A 19,120-nucleotide genomic window follows, 5' to 3' on the forward strand; every position below is an offset into this window, starting at 1 on the left:
TTACGGCTTTTTATTTCCAGGTAATCGTTCAACTCCTACAACTACTAATAGGGCGGTGACGAAGTTAATGAATTGCCAAATATACAGATGATAAAAATCAAAGTCATTACTTTCTTCTTTAATTTCATACATTAAATGGCTAATTCGTATGATATTCTCTACATGTAATATCAGTACCGCAATAATTATCATAAAAATTTTGTTATTAATAGGCTGATTTAACGCCATAATGACTGCGCTAACACTGGCAATCAGCATTAAGCCTGTGCATTCGTTATCTACTATTAAAAATCTAGTTGAATCTATATGTTTAAGTAAATTACCGTCAACTATGATTGATCCTACAAATAATTGGTATATATAAGCGACATTATTGGCAAGTGCAAGTTGTATGAATTGCGATAACCACAGATCACTATGAATGAAATAAACTAAGCTTTGAAAAATAACGATAAAGAGTAAAAACCTAGGAAAGAACCTTAAAAGAAGTGATACTTCGTCTTGTTGTTCAACTTTTGACAATATTGACATGAGTCAGCGAATTTTATTGATGATTTTCATTGTAATAGTGTAGCCGTGAATGGATATCACAAGCTAGTGAAATATTTAGTCGACATTATGCTGTATTGATAATAGCAGTATTGATAATAATTCCTTAGTGATTGATAACTTGAGCAAATAAAGCTCAAGTTATCTTTAAAAGTGGAGTTTACGGTACGCTATTATTCATAGTCAGTTGCGTAAGTTTCTTCATAGGAATGAGAATAAAGTTCAAATAAGTTACCAAACGGATCTTCTAAGTACACCATTTTAGCTGGTTTAGCATCATCTTCTGGGTGATAGCGCATCACGTCCATTCTGACTTTTCCGCCGTATTCTTCGGTTTTTGTCATAACACGTTCAAAGTCATCGGTTTGTAAACAAAAATGAAAAATGCCTAAACGTGCAAAGTTGACTTCATGGCGCTGCTCTCGATCATTCATCTCAAATAGCTCAACACCTATGCCATCAGTGGTAAGTAAATGGGCGATATTAAACCCTTTAAAGCCTTCACCAAATACTGCAATACACATTTTTCCAATGGCGGTTTCACGCTCTTCTTTTACTTTGGTGTTGTTCATGACAATCGTTAACCCAAGCACTTGCGTATAAAATTCAACTGCTTGTGTCATATCTCCCACCATAATACCGATATGATTCATTTTCATTTTATTCTCCAATTATTTACTAAGTGACTTTCTTTTCGATAAAACCATTCTAATGATATATTTTAATTACATATAATTATGATTTGTGATTGTTATGATAATTATATGTTATGGTGGTTTGTTGTGATAATTCGACTTAGTGGATTGTCGTGAAATGGTTGAGGAGAAATCAATGATAAATCCAAGGTGGTTAAAGACGTTTGTAACTTTGATAGAAACAGGCAATTTCACAAGAACGGCAGAAAAACTATTTATGACGCAGCCCGGAGTGAGTCAACACATTAGCAAACTTGAGAAAACGTGTGGTTATACATTGATTAAACGAGGTAAAAAAAACTTTGAATTAACAGAGCAGGGGAGAATGGTTTATCACTACGCCAATGAATCGGCGAAAAATGAGTTAGCCCTGCTAGAAAAACTATCGTTTGATGATCCATATTCAGGCTGTTGCTCATTGGCTTGCTCTGGCGCGTTAGCATTAACCTTGTATCCTAAATTATTAGCATTGCAGGCTAAGTATCCTTTATTAACCATACAGTTAAAAGCCGCGCCCAATCACATTATTTTAACCGAAATTCAACAAGGTCTGATTGATTACGGCTTAGTAACAGACGTTCCGAATAAAAAATTATTTGATGCATTAGAAGTCGGTCAAGAAGAATTGTGCTTAGTGCTGCCAAAGGCTGTTGAAATACAGGGGGACATTGGGAATACATTAAAAAACATTGGATTAATTGCTCACCCAGATGCCGAACATTATTTATCGTTATATTTTTTACAAAGTCAGGAAGTTAGCTTACATCAATTAGAGTTTAACGATATTCCTAACGCTGGCGCAATCAATCAAATTAATCAAATATTACAGCCTGTTGCTAAAGGTTTAGGTTTTACTGTTTTGCCCAAAAGTGCGGTTGAAAGTTTTGAAAATAAAGCATTAATAACGATTTTCAAGCCCGCGAAACCTGTGATAGAAGCGTTATATCGCGTACAAAAAAAAGGCCGTGAATTACCTAAACGATACAATACGCTACACAATTTTCTGCAAACTATGATGGAATAAATAAGTGTTCTGAGGGTTTTTAGGAAACCAGTTAGGCGCTCATCGCAGTGGCCCTTCTACTTATTCATTTTCACTATAACCTTGAAATATTTATATACATTTGTTTTAAAAATAAACTCTTTTTACCATTGTTTTATTTTAGTTAGCCCAGAGTATATTTAATAGGCGTTAAGTCATACTGATTATCTCCTCAATATACTGTTAACTTTTAAGAAGGTTGTATTATGAAAATAACTATATCAGGTCACCATGTTGAAATTACTGAAGCAATTAAACAAGCTATCGAAAACAAATTTGCTAAAATAGCAAAACATTTCCCCGATTTAATGACAATCGACTCCGTTATCACTGTAGAACCCCATGAACAAAAACTGGAAGTAACTACTTTGTATGAAGGACAAAAAGTTTCAGTGAAAGCGTCTGGAAAAGAATTATATTCAGCTATAGCTGCCGCGTCTAAAAAGTTGCAAGCGGCGCTTAAACATCGAAAAGGTGTCCTGAAAAAGAAACTAAATGAAAAGTATCAGGTGAAACAGTCTGATGGATTTATGCCTGTTTAAGCTTCTGGCTGTTTAACTTAACTTAAGTTAATTAAGGTTGATTAATGCGAAAAGGCTATTCAATGACTTGAATAGCCTTTTTCTTTACTTCATGAAAATCTTTTAAGGCTAATGACCAATTAAGCCATTAATATGTGCAACAGCACAGCGGCCTAACGCGCTTAAGGAATAGCCTCCTTCCAACACAGAAATGATTCGACCTTTACTGTATTGCTCTGCAATTAGTTTTACCTCATCGGTTACCCAACGATAATCTTGTTCGGTTAAACTTACTTGCGACATTTCATCTTCAATATGCGCATCAAAGCCGGCGGAAATAAAGATCATTTCAGGCTTAAATTTTCTCAGTGCCGGTAACCATTTCTCGGCAATTATTTCTCTAAATTCTGGACCTTTTGTTGTGGCGGCAAGCGGGGTATTAATTATAGGTGGTGTATCATTTTCTTGCATTTCAAAAGGATAAAAAGGGTATTGATACGAAGAACAAAATAATGTGCCTTTTTTATCTTTGATGATATTTTCAGTACCGTTGCCGTGATGCACATCAAAATCAACAATAGCAACCCGTTTTAATTTATAGTGTTTCTTGGCATATTCTGAAGCTATTGCGATATTATTAAAAATACAAAATCCCATGCCTTTATTGCGTTCAGCATGATGCCCAGGTGGGCGAGTAATACAAAATGCAGAAGAAAGAGTATTAGACATAACTAAGTCTACAGCATCTTTTGCAGCACCGGCCGAATAAAGCGCTGCTTCTAATGATTTTGAGCTCATCGCGGTATCATCATCGAGTCTGAAAAGTCCTTCTTTAGGCGCATTTTCAAAAATGTGTTCTATATAATCTTCATCGTGAGCAAGTGATAACAACTGACGATCAAGTGGCGTGGCATCAATTTGTTTGACAACGTATTCTAAACCACTACGAATTAGTTGATCTTGAATAGCGCCTAAGCGAGCAGGAGATTCTGGATGATATTCTCCCATATTATGCCCGTTACAGCGATGATGGCTAAGTAGTCCAACCGTCATAAAATTTCCTTAAAACATTTATAATTATTATTGTGTCTCATTTGCTTTATCGGTATCGAGTAAATCAAAGGTTAAAGCAACTTCATCGAAGTCTTCCGAGTAACCGCGAATAAAACCAGTATTTTCAAAAACTTTCAACATAGGAGCATTGTCTCGTCTGACACAGGCAAGTAATTTTGCAAGTCCTCGTTTTTTGGCTATTTTGATGATTTGAAGTAAAAGTGTCGTTGCCATACCTTTGCCCCGTTGGCTTTCTCTGATCACAAAGGCCACCTCTGCAGCATTCGTTGACTCAATATAATAATATCGCCCAACTGCTTGTATCACTTCACCAAGATGTTCTTGTTGAGTAAAACATAAGGCAAGATCTTTATGTTGGTCAACACTAACTAAATTACAAGATTTTTCCCGTGTCATTTGTGTTGCGTGATGATTATATCGCATCATTAAGGTTTCTTTAGTATGAGAATAAAAAAACTCTTGCAGTTTACGTTCGTCGGCAGGGCCTAACGGTCTTAAAATATAGCTATCACCTGAAAACGTGTATTTTTTAAATTCAATGGCGCCTAATTCGGGGACAGATGTTGGGGTATTATCTTGATACTCAGGCACCCAATAATTTTTACGCACATCTTTTAACAACTGTTCTCTAAATTTGGGATGAGCAATTCTGATCAGCTCTAAGGCACGTTCTCGAATACTTTTACCTATTAAATTTGCAATACCATATTCTGTTACCACATAAGCTACATGGCCTCTTGAGGTAACTACACCACCACCTTCTGTTACATGCGGAACAATACGTGAAATTTTACCATCTTTAGTTGTTGAGGGCAGGACAATAACGGGTTTCCCCCCTTTGCTCAGCCAAGCACCTCGCACAAAATCAACTTGGCCGCCAATGCCACTATAAAAATGATAACCAATTGAATCGGACACTACTTGGCCGGTTAAATCAACTTCAATAGCACTGTTAATAGAAACCATATTGTCATTTTTAGCAATATTAACCGGAGAGTTTATATGCTCAGATGGGTAAAATTCAACATGTTGATTTTTATGGACAAAATCATACAATCGCTGTGAGCCAATACAAAATGTAACAACGGTTTTGCCTTTGTGAAATGTTTTCTTTCGGTTGTTTATTACGCCGCTTAGCATTAAATCAATAATGCCATCGGAGATCATTTCACTGTGTACACCTAAATCTTTATGATTGGCAAGATAACGTAAAACCGCCGCGGGAATTTTACCTATACCAATTTGAATGGTTGAACCATTTTCCACTAGCATTGCCGCATATTGTCCAATTCGCTCTGAAACTTGGTCAATGTCGGGCTCAGGGATTTCTGGCAAAGGCTCTTTACCATCAAGCCAAGCATGTATTTGGTTGATATGTATAAAACTATGGCCATTAGTACAGGGCATGTTTGGATTTACTTGAGCGATTACATATTTTGCTGATTTTACTGCTGAGGCTACCACATCAACACTTACACCTAACGAGCAATAACCATATTCGTCAGGTGGGCTCACCATAATTAACGCCGCATCGAGTGGTAAAATATTCTCGCGAAAAAGTGTGGGAATTTCTGAAATAAAACAAGGGGTGTAATCTGCTCGACCTTCTGCCACGGCTTCTCGAACATTTTTACCCCCAATAAATAGCGAATTAACTTTAAAGAGCTCCTTGTGCTCAGGTAAAGCCCAAATATTATCGGAAAACGTAAGGATGTGAACAGTTTCAATATCATGAAGCTTAGCACTGTGATCTATGAGGTTTTGAATTAATATATTGGGAACCGCAGCATTTGAACCAATAAACACCCGATTACCCGACTTTAAAAAATCTCCCCATTGAACCGGAGTTCCTGCTTTATTTGTGAGTGACATAAATGTTCATATTCCTAAAATAACGCAAATGAATGATTGAAGGCCAATGTTAATATTTATCGACAGCATTATACTTGATATAACACAAGATTAAGATGTATTTTTATCGTTAACTAGCTGTTTTCTATTTTAAAACCTATTTTTAGTGTTACTTGAAAGTGGCCAACCGCACCATCAACGATATGACCACGTGTTTCCGTTACTTCAAACCAGTCCATGTTCTTAAGGGTTTTATTACATTCTGCTAAAGCGTTATTAATTGCATCTTCAATACTGGTTGTTGAAGAACCAACCATTTCAACTTTTTTATAGGTGTGATGATTTGACATTGTGAATTCCTTAACTTTATTTTTAAATTACATTAGGGACTATTGATCTTTCGAGATTGTTTTTGCCGCATTTTGTTGGGTATTTATACAAGGCAGAGCCTTTGTAATAGGGTTGTTCCATATAAAAAGGCGATAAAGACTTTATGCTCCTGCAAAGTCACCTTACCCCACATCCTTGTGGGGCAACGCCATTAAAAATGGCCAACAAACGCTGTCCGAAGGATTCGGCTAAAATTATTTTACGCTTTGCTGAGTAGTATTTGCTTAGAATAACTAGGCTACTCATTACTCGCCGCGATTAAAACGATTTTATCTTGAACACAATTTCACCGCGAAAGATCAACATCCTCTAAATATAGTCAAATATTATTAAAACCCTAATGGTGTTCAACCTAGACATTGAGTTTCACAGGCTTTATGCTGAGGAAAGTAACTGGTATGAACAGTAAGTTGATGCAAGGCGTCAGCGAAAAAATGATAAATAGGTATTCTATGACATATGCAGCAATTAAAGGGTGGGGGAAGTGCTTACCTCCGGCGGTTTTATCTAATGACGATTTAGCGACATTTTTAGAAACTAATGATGAGTGGATCACCTCTCGCACGGGCATGAAAGAGCGGAGAATTTCACATGTACATGTTAGCGAACTTGCTTATGTTGCCTGTGAGAAAGCGTTAGCTGCTGCAGGTAAAACGGCGCAAGATGTTGAATTAATCGTTTTTGGTAGTACTACATTTGATGAATTATGCCCTAATGCCGCATCTAATGTTCAGCGTTTATTAGGCGCAGATAATGCTGCTTGTATGGACGTAAACACAGCGTGTACTAGTGGTATGTATAGTTTATCTACCGCTACAGCTATGATCAAAAGTGGTGTGGTGAAATCGGCTTTAGTGATTGGCGCCGAAGTTATTTCACCGATTATGGATTGGTCTAATAGGGATGTTGCAGTGTTGTTTGGTGATGGAGCTGCTGCTTTATACCTAGAAGCTAGTGAAGAAGAGGCAGGGGTTTTAGCTGAGTCATTAGGTTGTTTTGGCGAATCGCGTGATATTTTAGCTGTAGAAGGTTGGGGGATGAAATATGCTAATAAAGCAAGAGTCCTTGGTGATTCAAGATGGGCATTTCTAGGACAAGAAATTTTCAAAAAAGCAGTGGCGGGCATGGCTCAGGGCTGTGATAAAACGTTAGAAAAATTAAACTTTACTTCGCAAGATATTGACTTAGTGGTACCTCATCAAGCGAACTTACGGATCATTGATTCTCTGGCCAAAAAACTGTCGTTAAATAAAGATGATGTTTTTATTAATATTCATCGCTATGGCAACATGTCTGCAGCAACAGCTCTGGTTGCTTTCGTTGAAGCGATTGAAGAACAAAGAGTAACGTCGGAGAGTCATATTCTTTTACCTGCCTTTGGTGGCGGGTTAACCTGGAGTGCTCATATTATTAAATTTGGTCAACGAACATCACCTGTGAAGGAGTCTAAAGTTGAGTTACCGCCTTGTAATTATTCGGGATTAGAATTAGTAGAAAATATTATCAACAGTAAAAAGACGAATCATTCTTAAGAAATCACACGTAAAACATAATTAATTGCATCCTTTTTATTTTTTGACCGTCTTTATAGATGAGATTAACTGTTAAAGAGGATTATTTATGTTAAATGAAGCGAAAAAATCAGCCTGTAGTTGTGATGCGTGTACATGTATTGAATGTGAAAATTGTCAATGTAATAGCGATTGTCACTGTCAAACAAATCAAAGTGATAGTTGCTGCAATGAGGACAAAGAACATTAACCATTTAAGGAGAGTGTTTATAAAGAGCAAGTTATTTAATTAAATATGACATATCAGCGCTTATGATGATTTAGCGCTGATATACCTGGAGGTGATTGTTTTGGTTGAGCAAATGTGGCGTGATTTTCATCAGCAATTATTAAATTATATTGTCAAGCAAGTCGGAGCAAAAGACATTGCTGAAGATATATTACAAGAAGTATTTATTAAGGTTCATCAACGTATAGAACAAGTTGAAGATAAAGAAAAATTGCTTTCATGGCTTTATACGATTTGTCGAAATACCATTTATGATTATTATCGGAAAAATAACGTTAGACAAAACATGAATCAACAAATCATCTTAGATGATCTAACCACCGATGAACAAATCCATTCAAATCATAACAGTTTAAATAAATGTCTTGAGCTATTAATTAATGAACTCGATGAAAAATATCGTCAAATCCTAGAAGATAGTGAGCTTAACGGGTATAAACAATCTGTTATCGCTGAAAAAAATCAACTGACTTTATCGGCAACCAAATCAAGAATAGGTCGTGGCAAAAGTAAACTCAAAGCAAAGTTAAAAAACTGCTGTGAGTTTGACTTTTCTGAACATGGCATTGCTCATTATTGTAAACGAAGGTGTGGCTGCCAATAAATGATAGCCTTTGTTTAATTTAAAGCAGTTAACACTGAATTTTCGACTTGCGGGACTAAAATTTTATAGCCTTCAGATTCGGTATCTCCCCAGGTAGAACTGCGTTTACTCTGAAATGTTTTCTTAATATTAACTAATCGATTATTGATGAGCTTGTACGTAAACCTATTGGTTTGTGTTAAATCCATAGAAAAAAAAATATAAGCACTACCACTGCCAGTAAAGGTTATTGATGATTCAATAGGAACGCCACTTTTATTGATTAATACGCTAAACTCACTTTGAAATTCATCAACGTATTCATGTACTTCTTTATTATCTATGATTGCTTCTAAAGGTAATGAAAAATTAAGTTGACGAACGTCTACCTCATTATGTGTGACAATTTCTTCATTAATAAAGGTGGCTTTTTTTAAAGTCCGTAACAAATTAGGGGCGGCAGATAACATACTACTCATTTCGGCAACGCCAACACCATTCACGGCATTTAAAGTAGGGGTATTGGCGTCTTCATCTTGCTCTTTTTGTTCAGCTTCTAGCTCAAGCTTTTTAATTGTTTCATTACTATAAATGAGTTTTAACCCTTGATTATCTTCAGTTAAATTAACTTGAATGAGGCCTTTTCTAGTTTTCTGCTTTTTCTTCTTTCCACGTTTTTCTGTATAAGCTGATTCCACGACAGCCGATATTGGCGTATTTCCCGTTAACTTTATTAAACTTGATTGTAAGTCAGTGAGCCCATTAGCGGATACATTAAAGCTCGATAGCGTGAAAATTGATGTGATCAGAGTAATAGATGAAAAGTTTAATTTCACAGAAGATCCTTTTAATTGTTATGTTCTGATTATTTTTACTTATAGTGTAAATTTTTATCTTTGAGGTCAAATGAATTTACGTTAATAAATGTGTCTACAGCTTCAGAGTAAAGTGATGCTATTTAGTTCATTTTACAACTTGCTTTTTGTTAGGCTAATTTGACCTTTTTTTAATTAACCTGTTATTGTTATGAGATTCCTATCATAACTATAAGAGGATAATGAATGTCACAAACAGCAACTAATGCAACAAAAGAAGATATTAGAGCGGCTTATATTTCTGCTGAAGATCTCAAGCTTGCGGTGTCTTTGCTCTATCAAGCATATCATGATGATCCCGTTTTTTTAGAGATTTTCAATAGTGAAAAAAGTGATTATGAGCAACGTTTGCGTTCTTCTATCAGAGAAGAGCTGAATGCGTTCTGGCAAGCTCAGCAACCCATTATCGGCTTGTATTTAGGCGACACTATGGTAGGTGTAGCGTGTTTGAATAGCCGGAAAACAGGTGTGGCGGCAGATAGATTTTGGCATTGGCGATTGAAAATGTTACTTGGGGCGGGATATTTCAGCACTAAGCAAATGATAGAAAAAGAAGAAAAAGTACTTGATGCTGTGCCAATGAAAGAATTTCATTTTCTTTCTTTTATTGCTATTCATCCTCTTCATCAACATCATGGTTTTGGACATTACTTAATGGCTGCAGTTAACACATTACTTGATGAATATTCTACGAGTGAAGGAGTCGCGGTTTATGCAACATCAAAAAAATATCAAGAATTTTTTAAAGCCGTCGATTATGAATTTATAAAGAATGTTGATGTAGGTAATGTTTCAGGCTCATTAATGATTCATTATCGAAAATAAATAATACCTTAAATGAGGAAAACCTAAGTTACGAATTGGTATTCCTCATGTCTTTTATTACATAACAGTATGCTTTTATCTGATAACCGTTTTCTACATTATATTCTCTGTGCTCCTCACGTTAAGACTCCTTCTTAATATTTTGTAAGACATCTCTCACATTCTCGTAAGATATTATGTCTTTATTGTTACTTAATTGTTAAATACATATCTTAAGTGCTTGTTTATAAATGTTTTAATTGTTAATTCGTATTTTGGTTGTGTTTCAATATTTATTTATTTTATTTTTAACACTACGAAAGTTTCTGTTTGCGCGTAATATTAATCATGTCAGGAAGACAAAGGACATGAAGTTCTCAAGCTTAGGTTAGCTTATTAAGGATAATAACGGGAGACTTAAGGATAAAGTCATCGACAGGAGTCGAAAGGATTTTATAAGGATGTACTTGTCAAGGAAGAGCGTTTGGATGACGCGTAAGGACGACAAATATAGCTCAGGACGATGCTATTTAAATGGACTTTAGGACCTCAAAGGATTTGTTAAGTAAGGAAAGGCTAAGGATAGTCATTTAAGGATGAAAATGCGGGAAACTAAATTATGCAGGATGCATTAAGCTAGTTAAAGAAATGCGGCTCTTAGAGCCGCATTTTTTATTTTTGCTTATTGTTAAATAACAAAAATTATTGTGTTATTAATTCAGCATAAAAACTATTTTTACCTAAAGTTGCTTGACTACCTTTCAACGAAAATGAATATCCGCATAATGAAAAGCGGCTTCTTATTGCTATGTCTTTCAGTATCTCCTTCGTGTCTAGCGGAGAAAACTCAGCAATGTATTCATTCGTATTTTCAACGTAAACCCTTGTTGTTCGATAACTATCATTATTATTAAACGTGATACTTCGACAGCTGTTATCACCTGTTGCTTGTGTAATATCCCATAATTGTAATTCGTTTGAATTATCGGCTTGCCAGTGAACAATCAAACCATTAAAAGGGGTTGTCATTAATGAAAAATCATCAGGTAAAGTGATTTTATTGGTACGCTCATTCACTATAAGTTGTGTGTCATTTGTTTTGATCGCTTTATCGTGTGTTGAAGGTGAAGTTGAAAGCTCAGTTGACGTGGTCAAAGATAAAATAAAACTAGTGATCATCGCAATCAAGATAATAGCCACTAAACCTAAAATGACGTATTTACTATTTTGATTGTTTAAAAGTTTTTCTCTGATCAGCTCACCAATATCTTGAGCTGAATGCTTTGTCGTTGCTTGTTCATCATAAGATGGTTCTTGATCTGCTTGTGAATTGTGATAACTGAAACTATTAGCACTTTCTGTATATTGAAGGTGATGTTGATTGGTCAGAGTTGGTTCAATTCTTTGGCTTCTATTTGTTGGGCTTCTTTCGGAGGATAAGTTAATAGGGCCAATGTAACCGTAATTATATTGGGTATTATTTCGACCAGGATAAGTTAATAAAATACTAGATAAGGCCGCAGGCAGAAGTATTAACCAGTACAGAGCTTGATGATTAAAGCTGATAATTACCAAACCTATAATTGCAAATGTTATTGAAGGAGTATAAAGCCAGTTTTTGGTCAATTTTGCATCGTTAAGTCGACGTTTAATTGTGCAGGTTAAGGCAGCTGTAGATATTATTAAGATAAAACAGCTGAGAATAAATGACGTATGAAAAATGCCACTAAATACAATAAAAAACAAAAAATTGAAAGCAACGATAAGTGAAAAACGATATCGGTTATCTGCACCAACCCAGCAAAATAATGACTGTAAAAAAAACACGAAAGCTCCAAGAAAATAAAAAGGTTTACGCTTAATTAACTCTTTCCCTATGAAAGCGTAATAACTAAACAAAATTGGATTACATAATGGGATAGGGTAATCGTTTTATTGATAAATGTCAGGGAATATATCGTTAAATTTGCCTTGTTTATCTTATTAGGAGTTTAACAAATATCCTTGTAAGACATTGTCAATATTCGTGTCAGTTAGATAACTAGCGGCGTAAGTTATTATAAAATTTATTATTCTAAGTCACTAAAATTTAAACATAAAATTTGATTTGTACTTAAGTCCTACAAAATAAATGGTGAATTTTGTTTTATCTTTACTTAAATACAGCGTGGTAGTTGCTACACTTTAACTTGTCAGGAAGACAATGGTTATGGAAAACCAAAACAAAGATAAGCAAAGGAAGGCATTTATCTTTGTAAAGCTCGAGAATAGTAATCAACAAAGTTGATTTGATAAAGGAAAAATAAACAAAGGATGTTTATACCAAACAATGTCGAACAAGATGTTCACTAAGGATAAATGTACATAATTTATTATGTATTGTTCAACAGGAAGTTGAATCAAGGAAATATCCATTGTTTGAACTAAGGAATGGTTTATCTAAGTAAAGGAATAAGTAAAAGGAATTAAAGCCAGGAAGGCTCAGAGCGAATAATGGAACAGGAAGTACCTAACCAAAAAGAAAAAGCGACTATTGTCGCTTTTTCTTTTTGTGCGTTTGAGCTGTGTTAATTTAGTAGGGTAATCGTTTGATAAAATGCTGACTAAATGCGATATGCCGGTATATCAATATTAAGCAATTTATAATTTTGCAAAGATACTTTTCCTGTATACATTGACTCACCATCACCACTAAATTCGAATTCAAAAATACTGAGCCAATATATGCCTAGTCGCTTATTAAAACGTAAACGACTTGATTTTCGGGCGATACTTAAATATTGCAGTTTTTCTTTTTCGCAGTATTTATTAATATGTAAACGGGCAAATTCAGCCACTTTTCTTAAGTAAATAAAATACCAAAAAGCTAAACATACCGCTAATAAGATATAAATGTTTTCCATTAATTTTTAACTCTGTGAAGTAAACAATTGCCCGATTGCAAGAGAAAGCGTTTCACTGCGTTCTGTGCTTCTCATACATTGAAACAATATCGGACGAATAGTAGGGATTGCAACTAAATCTTTAAAGATAGCCGTAAATAGCTCTGCATTATTTTTAGCAACTAAATGCTCTAAAAATTGCATAACACGTTTTTCATTGCTTAACGCTGACCAACATCTACCTGAAATACAAATTAATAAATCAGTAGCTAATGGTGCTTTTTTTAATAAATTGACAAAATAACTATCGACTAATGGGTGTTGAGTAGATGAAGCTAAACTGCGCAATAGCATTTGTTGTTTTTCTGGACTTTCTGTATCAGTATTTGATAATAAATTAAGCAAAGACTCAATAATTTTCAGCGATAACGGCTTATTCTCTAGGGCACCGCATAACGGACTCAATACTTCAAAAGGAAGACTAGCTAATGCGTTTGCGATTAATTCATCATGGCCTTTATCTTCAATTCTCGCGACAAAATCAGTGATACCTTGTACGCCTATTTCCTGCCATTTCAGCCAGTTTTGTTCAGTTAAGTAATCTTTGAAACTTTGATAATGTTGGCTAGCTGGCGCTTTTAAATCGCATGAAATTAAACTATTTAACATTGCCAATTTATATTGTGACGGAGTGAATATATAAGGATTGCTTTTTAATAGTTCTTCTTGTTTTTCTGTGGGATCTACGGATAAATCAGCGCCAAGTGCTTCCACAATTATCGCGACAAAGTGGTTCCTTGCACCTTGATTCAATAAACCTCTCTCATCTAAAGGTAGTTTTACAAACCATAAAAACGGTTGTGGTGATTGTTTCTGCCAAAACGCAATGGCTAAATGTGCATGACCTTGGAAAGGAGATGGATAGGGGAGTTGGTTAAGCTCTACTTTATTAAATGTTTCTTTAGATAATTTATCAATTTTTCTTCCTAGATCGTAAACACGAAATTGGCATTTTGAAAGAGTCAAAAGTTCGGAAATAGAAGCAATGGTCGTCATAAGTAAATTAACTATCGAATAATGGCGGCATTATAGAGATAATGGAAACTAAACTCCATTATCGTTAGAAAAAATTGTCCGTTATTATTACTGAAAAGCCAGAGTTAACCATTCTTTATCAAGATGAATACTTAGTCGCAATCGATAAGCCTCCTGGACTTTTTGTTCACCGTAGTTTTATGGATAAAGACGAGATATATTTTGCCTTACAACTAGTGCGGGATATGGTCGGGCAATATGTTTATCCATTACATCGATTAGATAGACCTACTTCTGGGGTTTTATTATTTGCTTTAACTGAAGAGGTGGCTCGTCTAATGGGGCACGCCTTTACGAATAAAACCATTCAAAAAACGTATTTCGCACTAACTAGAGGGCATTTATACGGTGAAGATATTATTGATTATCCCTTAAAAGAAAAGTTAGATAAATTAGGTGATAAACATGTAAATCCGGATAAAGAAGCGCAGAGTGCTGTTACTCAGTATCAAGCAGTCGCTCATGCAAGCTTGCCAATATCTTTAGGTCGATATGACAGTGTTCGCTATAGTTTACTTAAGTTATTACCTGAAACCGGAAGAAGGCATCAAATTCGCCGACATTTAGCTCATTTACGTCATCCTATTATTGGTGATATAAATTATGGCGATAACAAACAAAACCCATTTTTCATACAACATTTCGGTTTTAAACGATTAATGCTCATTGCAAAGTCGTTAACGTTTACCCACCCCATTCACCAAAACTTGCTCACCATTACTTGTCAGTTTGATCAACAATGGCAAGATGTTTTTGAGCAGTTGTCATGGTTGAGAGATGACATTGAAAACACGGCTTAATCAAGATTTAAGTAAGTGATTAATAAGGACCACTCATTCGGATAGCATTAATATCTTCAGCGATCAGACTGCTATAGATAGAAGTAGGACGCTGAAGAGAAGACTGTTCGTCTTTATTACCGGTGATCATTACAGCATTAACAAAAACTGGTGCTAACTGCTGTTGATATTCATCTTGCACTTGTGCAAAAGCTAACATTAATTTCTGATCTTCTGTTACGGGTCTATTTAATAATGACATCATTAAATAGTGATCTGACACTAACGGTTTTTTCTCGATAGCTTGATATTGAACCGTTTTAGTACTGCTACAACCGATAGCAGTAAAAAGTACAAAAAATAGTATTAAGTATGTTAGTTTTTTCATATAGCACGCGATTATTTGTTCATGACAATAGTGATATCGCAAGCGGTATGCCAAAATATAAATAAAGTAGTGCTTATTATTATTTTGTATTGTAAGTTATTGAAGTATATATAAAACTAATCAGGTGTAATTGGTTGGAATATGTAATGAAGTAGCATGATGTTTTGAAAAGTTGAACGTTATTTTTTAAACCGTCAAAAAAATAACGCTAGCATCACACTAGCGTTATTTCGCAAATCATACGCAGTGATTACTCATCAGAAACCGAACGAAGTAGTGCGTTTATGCCAACTTTAGCACGCGTTTTTGCGTCTACTTTTTTAACAATTATTGCAGCATATAAACTATATGTACCGCATTTAGACGGAAGGTTTCCTGGAACGACAACTGAGCCCGCAGGTACTCTGCCATAATGAACCTCACCGGTTTCACGATCAAAGATACGCGTGCTTTGTCCAATATAAACACCCATAGAAATAACCGCGCCTTCTTCAACAACAACTCCTTCAACAATTTCTGAACGAGCGCCGATAAAACAATTGTCTTCGATAATAGTAGGGCCTGCTTGTAATGGTTCTAACACACCACCAATGCCTACACCACCAGATAAATGTACGTTTTTACCTATTTGTGCACAAGAGCCAACCGTTGCCCAACCATCAACCATACAACCTTCATCAACATAAGCGCCAATATTGACGAAGCTGGGCATAACCACAACGTTCTTGCCAATATAACTACCAGTTCTTACCGAAGCGCCAGGAACAACTCTTACGCCATCTGCTTCAAACATTTCTTGAGTATAATCGCTATATTTCATAGGAACTTTATCAAAGAAAGTACTTTCAGCGCCATCAATCACTTCATTATCCCAAATACGAAATGACAACAATACCGCTTTTTTAAGCCATTGATGCACAACCCATTCGCCAGCAATTTTTTCAGCGACGCGGGCTGAGCCATCATTTAGTGCAGCAAGGGCATCTAGTACCGCATTTTTTACTTCAGTGCTTACGGTTGCTGGACTAATGTTCATACGATCATCAAACGCTTGTTCAATGATATTTTGTAATTCAGACATATTTTTTCCTAAATAGCTTAAAATAAAAGGTTACATTGCTGTGTCATTACACAACTTGGTTGATAATATTTTTTGTTCTTCGGCTGTTAATGCTTTTTCATCGAGTGTAGAAACAATAAACATATCTTCTACTTTTTCACCGAAAGTGGTTATTTTGGCGGAATGGATATGTAGTTTACATTCTTGGAATACATTAGCAAACTGCGCTAATAACCCTGGTCTGTCTAACGAGGTAATTTCCAATAAAGTATTTTTCTTTGACTTTGTTTCTATAAAGCTTACTTTTGTTGGCACATGAAATTGCTTAAGCCTATTTGAGATAGGTTTAAACTTAATAACAGGTGCATTACTTTCTAATACCGTTGTTAATGATTCGGTTAATTCTAATGCGCGATATTTATCGTCAATTGCATTGCCTTGTTGATCTAAAATAACAAAAGTATTGGCTGTATAGCCTGTTTTACTACTGATAATTTTTGCATCATGAATAGAAAAACATTTAGAGCCTAATAAAGACACGATATTAACAAAGATATTTGCTTTGTCTTTCGTGTAAACAAATACTTCAGTGCCACCTCGATAAGGAAATGGGCTAATTAATACCAAAGGTTTATCTTTGTTATGCTTGAGGATATGCTCGGTATGCCAAACTATTTGCTCAGGAGCATAGCGTAAAAAATAATCCGCTTTAAACTGTGACCAAATGGTTTTGATATCAGCTTGAGTAATATTTTTTTCTGTTAATAAGTTTACAGCTTGTTGCTGGTTTTCACGTATTTTAGCGCGTAAATCAACCGGTTTTTCCAAGCCACGTCTAAAGGCTCGTTTGGTGCTGTTATACAGTTCTTCTAATAAGTTTTCTTTCCAACTATTCCATAAGCTTTCGTTGGTTGCTCGCATATCAGCAACGGTTAAACAGTATAAGTAATCTAAATGAGCTTCATCTCGTACAACGTTGGCAAACTTAGCGATTACTTCTGGATCTGATATATCTCTTCGTTGTGCCGTAACCGACATTAATAAATGATGCTTAACTAACCAAGAGATCATTCGACCATCGTGATCACTTAATTTATGTTCTTTACTAAACTCTAATGCGTCTATCGCCCCTAAATCAGCGTGACTTCCCCCTCGACCTTTAGCGATATCATGAAAAATCCCTGCTAAAAATAACAATTCAGGCTTTCTGATCCTTTGGACAATTTTACTACAAAGTGGAAATTCATCATTGTGTTCTTTTTGATTAAATCGGTAGAGATTTTTGATCAAACGATAACTGTGCTCGTCTACCGAGTATGCATGAAAAAGATCAAATTGCATTTGTCCCGCGATGTTACGCCATGCAGGTAAATATGCGCCAAGAATTGAATGACGATGCATTAACGTAAAGGGTAAACCTAAGCCTCTAGGGTGTTTAATGATTTCTAAAAACAGTTGTCGACACCGTTCGTAATCCATCATGCCTGAGACTAATCGGCGTCGGGCATTTCTCATTAAACGCAACGTATTAGGGTGTAAGTCGGTAATTTCTTCGTGCTCAGCAATCAACAAAAACATTTCCATGATTTTCGTTGAGCGCATAAAAGTACGATGATTGTTTACTTTGATTTGCCCGTCGAGAATAACAAAATCGTCGTTAAGGACCGTAGTTTTATCGTGTACTTTATTTTGAATAATGGCATATTCAAAATATTGTAGTAACATTTTATTTAATTCTGCTACCCGGCCAATAATGCGGAAAAAACGTTTCATCATTCGTTCAACGGCAATTTTTCCTTCAGCACCAAAGCCCATCATGTCTGCAACATCGGCTTGATAATCAAATAGTAATCGATTTTCGCTACGACCAGCAATGAAATGCAGAGCGCCGCGCATACGCCATAAGTAATCTTGACACTCTAATAATTCAAAGTATTCATTTTTAGTTAAATATTCATGTTCTACTAATTCTTCTAATGAATCAGCGAGAAAGTGGCGCTTGGCAACCCAGCCAATCGTTTGTATATCTCTTAAACCTCCGGGGTTTGCTTTTAAATTAGGTTCGAGTGTGTAGGCGGCGCCATTGTATTGTTTATGACGTTCGAGTTGTTCTTCACGTTTGGCAACAAAGAATTTTTTTGATGTCCAAAATACATCTTCGTTAAGTAATGGTTGTAAGTGTTGTGTTAACGCTTCATTACCGCAAACTTGACGCATTTCCATTAAATTTGTGGCAATGGTGACATCGTTAACGGCTTGCTTAAGGCATTCTTTTATACTTCGAACACTATGACCAATATCTAGTTTTACATCCCAAAGCTGAGTGATAAATGCTGATATCTTTTCTTCAAGATCGGTTTCTAATTCATCTTGAGTGAGTAGGAGAATATCTACGTCTGAAAAGGGATGAAGTTCACCTCGTCCATAGCCACCAACAGCAATAAGGCTAATTTGATATTCATCTAGGTTATGCTGACACCATAATTTTGTGAGTACTTGATCGACAAACTCTACCCGTGCGTTTAAAATATTCGTGATGTCATCGATAACAAATTGCTCTTTTTGCCATTGATGAAAAGCATCGTTCAGTTGACAAATCTCTTTTGATGACATCTGTGGAGAACTGATAGAAAGTGATTCAATAAACTCTAATGGTACTAATGATTGAGTATGCAATGTCAGATATTCTCTTAGCTAAACGAATAAAAAGCCTGAAAAGGGCAGACGGTAAA

General features: G+C 35.5%; 18 protein-coding genes and 1 pseudogene. 6 read left to right on the top strand and 13 right to left on the bottom strand.

Annotated features, from left to right (window positions below; all coding sequences use genetic code 11):
• Together Q4493_RS17060 and Q4493_RS17065 are read right to left on the bottom strand one after the other, a co-directional pair.
• The gene (locus Q4493_RS17060) at positions 1-531 is read right to left on the bottom strand and encodes an archaeosortase/exosortase family protein (RefSeq protein WP_303455284.1); all 531 of its coding nucleotides are present in this window, start codon (positions 529-531) and stop codon (positions 1-3) included.
• Positions 532-722: 191 nt separating this feature from the next.
• Positions 723-1,208 carry a VOC family protein gene (locus Q4493_RS17065; RefSeq protein ID WP_303455287.1) on the bottom strand — a complete coding sequence of 162 codons (486 nt, stop codon included), beginning with the start codon at positions 1,206-1,208 and terminating at the stop codon, positions 723-725.
• Positions 1,209-1,380: 172 nt separating this feature from the next.
• Here Q4493_RS17065 and Q4493_RS17070 point away from each other — a divergent pair, with 172 nt between their 5' ends.
• Together Q4493_RS17070 and raiA are read left to right on the top strand one after the other, a co-directional pair.
• Positions 1,381-2,268 (top strand): LysR family transcriptional regulator, encoded by an 888-nt coding sequence (locus tag Q4493_RS17070; RefSeq protein ID WP_303455289.1) that lies wholly within the window; start codon positions 1,381-1,383, stop codon positions 2,266-2,268.
• A gap of 224 nt (positions 2,269-2,492) precedes the next feature.
• Entirely contained in the window at positions 2,493-2,828 is a 336-nt protein-coding gene (gene raiA / locus Q4493_RS17075; protein WP_303455292.1) for a ribosome-associated translation inhibitor RaiA, read from the top strand.
• Positions 2,829-2,936: 108 nt separating this feature from the next.
• Here raiA and Q4493_RS17080 read toward each other — a convergent pair whose 3' ends face one another.
• The 4 genes and pseudogenes from Q4493_RS17080 to Q4493_RS17095 all read right to left on the bottom strand — a co-directional run bounded on the left by Q4493_RS17080 (position 2,937) and on the right by Q4493_RS17095 (position 6,368).
• Entirely contained in the window at positions 2,937-3,860 is a 924-nt protein-coding gene (locus tag Q4493_RS17080; RefSeq protein ID WP_303455294.1) for a histone deacetylase family protein, read from the bottom strand.
• Positions 3,861-3,887: 27 nt separating this feature from the next.
• The gene (locus Q4493_RS17085; protein WP_303455296.1) at positions 3,888-5,753 is read right to left on the bottom strand and encodes a bifunctional acetyl-CoA hydrolase/transferase family protein/GNAT family N-acetyltransferase; all 1,866 of its coding nucleotides are present in this window, start codon (positions 5,751-5,753) and stop codon (positions 3,888-3,890) included.
• A 113-nt stretch (positions 5,754-5,866) separates the two neighbouring features.
• Positions 5,867-6,082 (bottom strand): dodecin, encoded by a 216-nt coding sequence (locus Q4493_RS17090; protein WP_303455299.1) that lies wholly within the window; start codon positions 6,080-6,082, stop codon positions 5,867-5,869.
• 22 nt (positions 6,083-6,104) lie between these two features.
• Positions 6,105-6,368 (bottom strand): annotated as a pseudogene (locus tag Q4493_RS17095) (hypothetical protein).
• Positions 6,369-6,520: 152 nt separating this feature from the next.
• On the opposite strand from Q4493_RS17095, the gene Q4493_RS17100 reads away from it, so the two are divergent.
• A complete protein-coding gene (locus Q4493_RS17100) occupies positions 6,521-7,654 on the top strand; it encodes a ketoacyl-ACP synthase III (protein ID WP_303455301.1) in 1,134 nt (377 codons plus the stop codon).
• Between the two features lie 329 nt (positions 7,655-7,983).
• On the top strand, positions 7,984-8,526 hold the full coding sequence (locus Q4493_RS17105; protein WP_303455304.1) for a sigma-70 family RNA polymerase sigma factor: 543 nt from the start codon (positions 7,984-7,986) through the stop codon (positions 8,524-8,526).
• 14 nt (positions 8,527-8,540) lie between these two features.
• On the opposite strand, the gene Q4493_RS17110 is transcribed toward Q4493_RS17105, so the two are convergent.
• Complete coding sequence (locus tag Q4493_RS17110; RefSeq protein ID WP_303455306.1) at positions 8,541-9,341, bottom strand: hypothetical protein; 801 nt, start codon at positions 9,339-9,341, stop codon at positions 8,541-8,543.
• A 225-nt stretch (positions 9,342-9,566) separates the two neighbouring features.
• Between Q4493_RS17110 and Q4493_RS17115 the strand changes: the two genes are divergently transcribed.
• A complete protein-coding gene (locus Q4493_RS17115) occupies positions 9,567-10,205 on the top strand; it encodes a GNAT family N-acetyltransferase (protein ID WP_303455308.1) in 639 nt (212 codons plus the stop codon).
• 681 nt (positions 10,206-10,886) lie between these two features.
• On the opposite strand, the gene Q4493_RS17120 is transcribed toward Q4493_RS17115, so the two are convergent.
• From Q4493_RS17120 to Q4493_RS17130, 3 genes are all read right to left on the bottom strand, one after another.
• Complete coding sequence (locus Q4493_RS17120) at positions 10,887-12,011, bottom strand: hypothetical protein (protein WP_303455310.1); 1,125 nt, start codon at positions 12,009-12,011, stop codon at positions 10,887-10,889.
• Positions 12,012-12,787: 776 nt separating this feature from the next.
• A complete protein-coding gene (locus tag Q4493_RS17125) occupies positions 12,788-13,087 on the bottom strand; it encodes a DUF3301 domain-containing protein (protein ID WP_303455312.1) in 300 nt (99 codons plus the stop codon).
• Between the two features lie 6 nt (positions 13,088-13,093).
• Positions 13,094-14,122: a DUF3549 family protein gene (locus Q4493_RS17130; protein ID WP_303455315.1), complete on the bottom strand. Its 1,029-nt coding sequence runs from the start codon at positions 14,120-14,122 to the stop codon at positions 13,094-13,096.
• A gap of 74 nt (positions 14,123-14,196) precedes the next feature.
• On the opposite strand from Q4493_RS17130, the gene truC reads away from it, so the two are divergent.
• A complete protein-coding gene (truC, locus tag Q4493_RS17135) occupies positions 14,197-14,961 on the top strand; it encodes a tRNA pseudouridine(65) synthase TruC (protein WP_303455318.1) in 765 nt (254 codons plus the stop codon).
• 19 nt (positions 14,962-14,980) lie between these two features.
• On the opposite strand, the gene Q4493_RS17140 is transcribed toward truC, so the two are convergent.
• The 3 genes from Q4493_RS17140 to glnD all read right to left on the bottom strand — a co-directional run bounded on the left by Q4493_RS17140 (position 14,981) and on the right by glnD (position 19,064).
• On the bottom strand, positions 14,981-15,328 hold the full coding sequence (locus tag Q4493_RS17140; protein WP_303455321.1) for a hypothetical protein: 348 nt from the start codon (positions 15,326-15,328) through the stop codon (positions 14,981-14,983).
• 250 nt (positions 15,329-15,578) lie between these two features.
• Positions 15,579-16,409: a 2,3,4,5-tetrahydropyridine-2,6-dicarboxylate N-succinyltransferase gene (gene dapD / locus Q4493_RS17145; RefSeq protein ID WP_303455323.1), complete on the bottom strand. Its 831-nt coding sequence runs from the start codon at positions 16,407-16,409 to the stop codon at positions 15,579-15,581.
• A 30-nt stretch (positions 16,410-16,439) separates the two neighbouring features.
• Complete coding sequence (gene glnD / locus Q4493_RS17150) at positions 16,440-19,064, bottom strand: [protein-PII] uridylyltransferase (RefSeq protein WP_303455325.1); 2,625 nt, start codon at positions 19,062-19,064, stop codon at positions 16,440-16,442.
• Positions 19,065-19,120: the final 56 nt, after the last annotated feature.

This window comes from Colwellia sp. 1_MG-2023 (genome assembly GCF_030546755.1).
Taxonomy (GTDB): Bacteria; Pseudomonadota; Gammaproteobacteria; order Enterobacterales; family Alteromonadaceae; genus Thalassotalea_H.

Excerpts from the sequence above, each read along its gene's own strand:
- Q4493_RS17125 (WP_303455312.1), bottom strand. The coding sequence starts at position 13,087 with ATGGAAAACATTTATATCTTATTAGCGGTATGTTTAGCTTTTTGGTAT.
- Q4493_RS17140 (WP_303455321.1), bottom strand. The coding sequence starts at position 15,328 with ATGAAAAAACTAACATACTTAATACTATTTTTTGTACTTTTTACTGCT.
- Q4493_RS17070 (WP_303455289.1), top strand. The coding sequence starts at position 1,381 with ATGATAAATCCAAGGTGGTTAAAGACGTTTGTAACTTTGATAGAAACA.
- Q4493_RS17090 (WP_303455299.1), bottom strand. The coding sequence starts at position 6,082 with ATGTCAAATCATCACACCTATAAAAAAGTTGAAATGGTTGGTTCTTCA.
- Q4493_RS17060 (WP_303455284.1), bottom strand. The coding sequence starts at position 531 with ATGTCAATATTGTCAAAAGTTGAACAACAAGACGAAGTATCACTTCTT.
- Q4493_RS17065 (WP_303455287.1), bottom strand. The coding sequence starts at position 1,208 with ATGAAAATGAATCATATCGGTATTATGGTGGGAGATATGACACAAGCA.
- Q4493_RS17115 (WP_303455308.1), top strand. The coding sequence starts at position 9,567 with ATGTCACAAACAGCAACTAATGCAACAAAAGAAGATATTAGAGCGGCT.
- Q4493_RS17100 (WP_303455301.1), top strand. The coding sequence starts at position 6,521 with ATGAACAGTAAGTTGATGCAAGGCGTCAGCGAAAAAATGATAAATAGG.
- raiA (WP_303455292.1), top strand. The coding sequence starts at position 2,493 with ATGAAAATAACTATATCAGGTCACCATGTTGAAATTACTGAAGCAATT.
- Q4493_RS17130 (WP_303455315.1), bottom strand. The coding sequence starts at position 14,122 with ATGACGACCATTGCTTCTATTTCCGAACTTTTGACTCTTTCAAAATGC.
- Q4493_RS17080 (WP_303455294.1), bottom strand. The coding sequence starts at position 3,860 with ATGACGGTTGGACTACTTAGCCATCATCGCTGTAACGGGCATAATATG.
- dapD (WP_303455323.1), bottom strand. The coding sequence starts at position 16,409 with ATGTCTGAATTACAAAATATCATTGAACAAGCGTTTGATGATCGTATG.
- Q4493_RS17085 (WP_303455296.1), bottom strand. The coding sequence starts at position 5,753 with ATGTCACTCACAAATAAAGCAGGAACTCCGGTTCAATGGGGAGATTTT.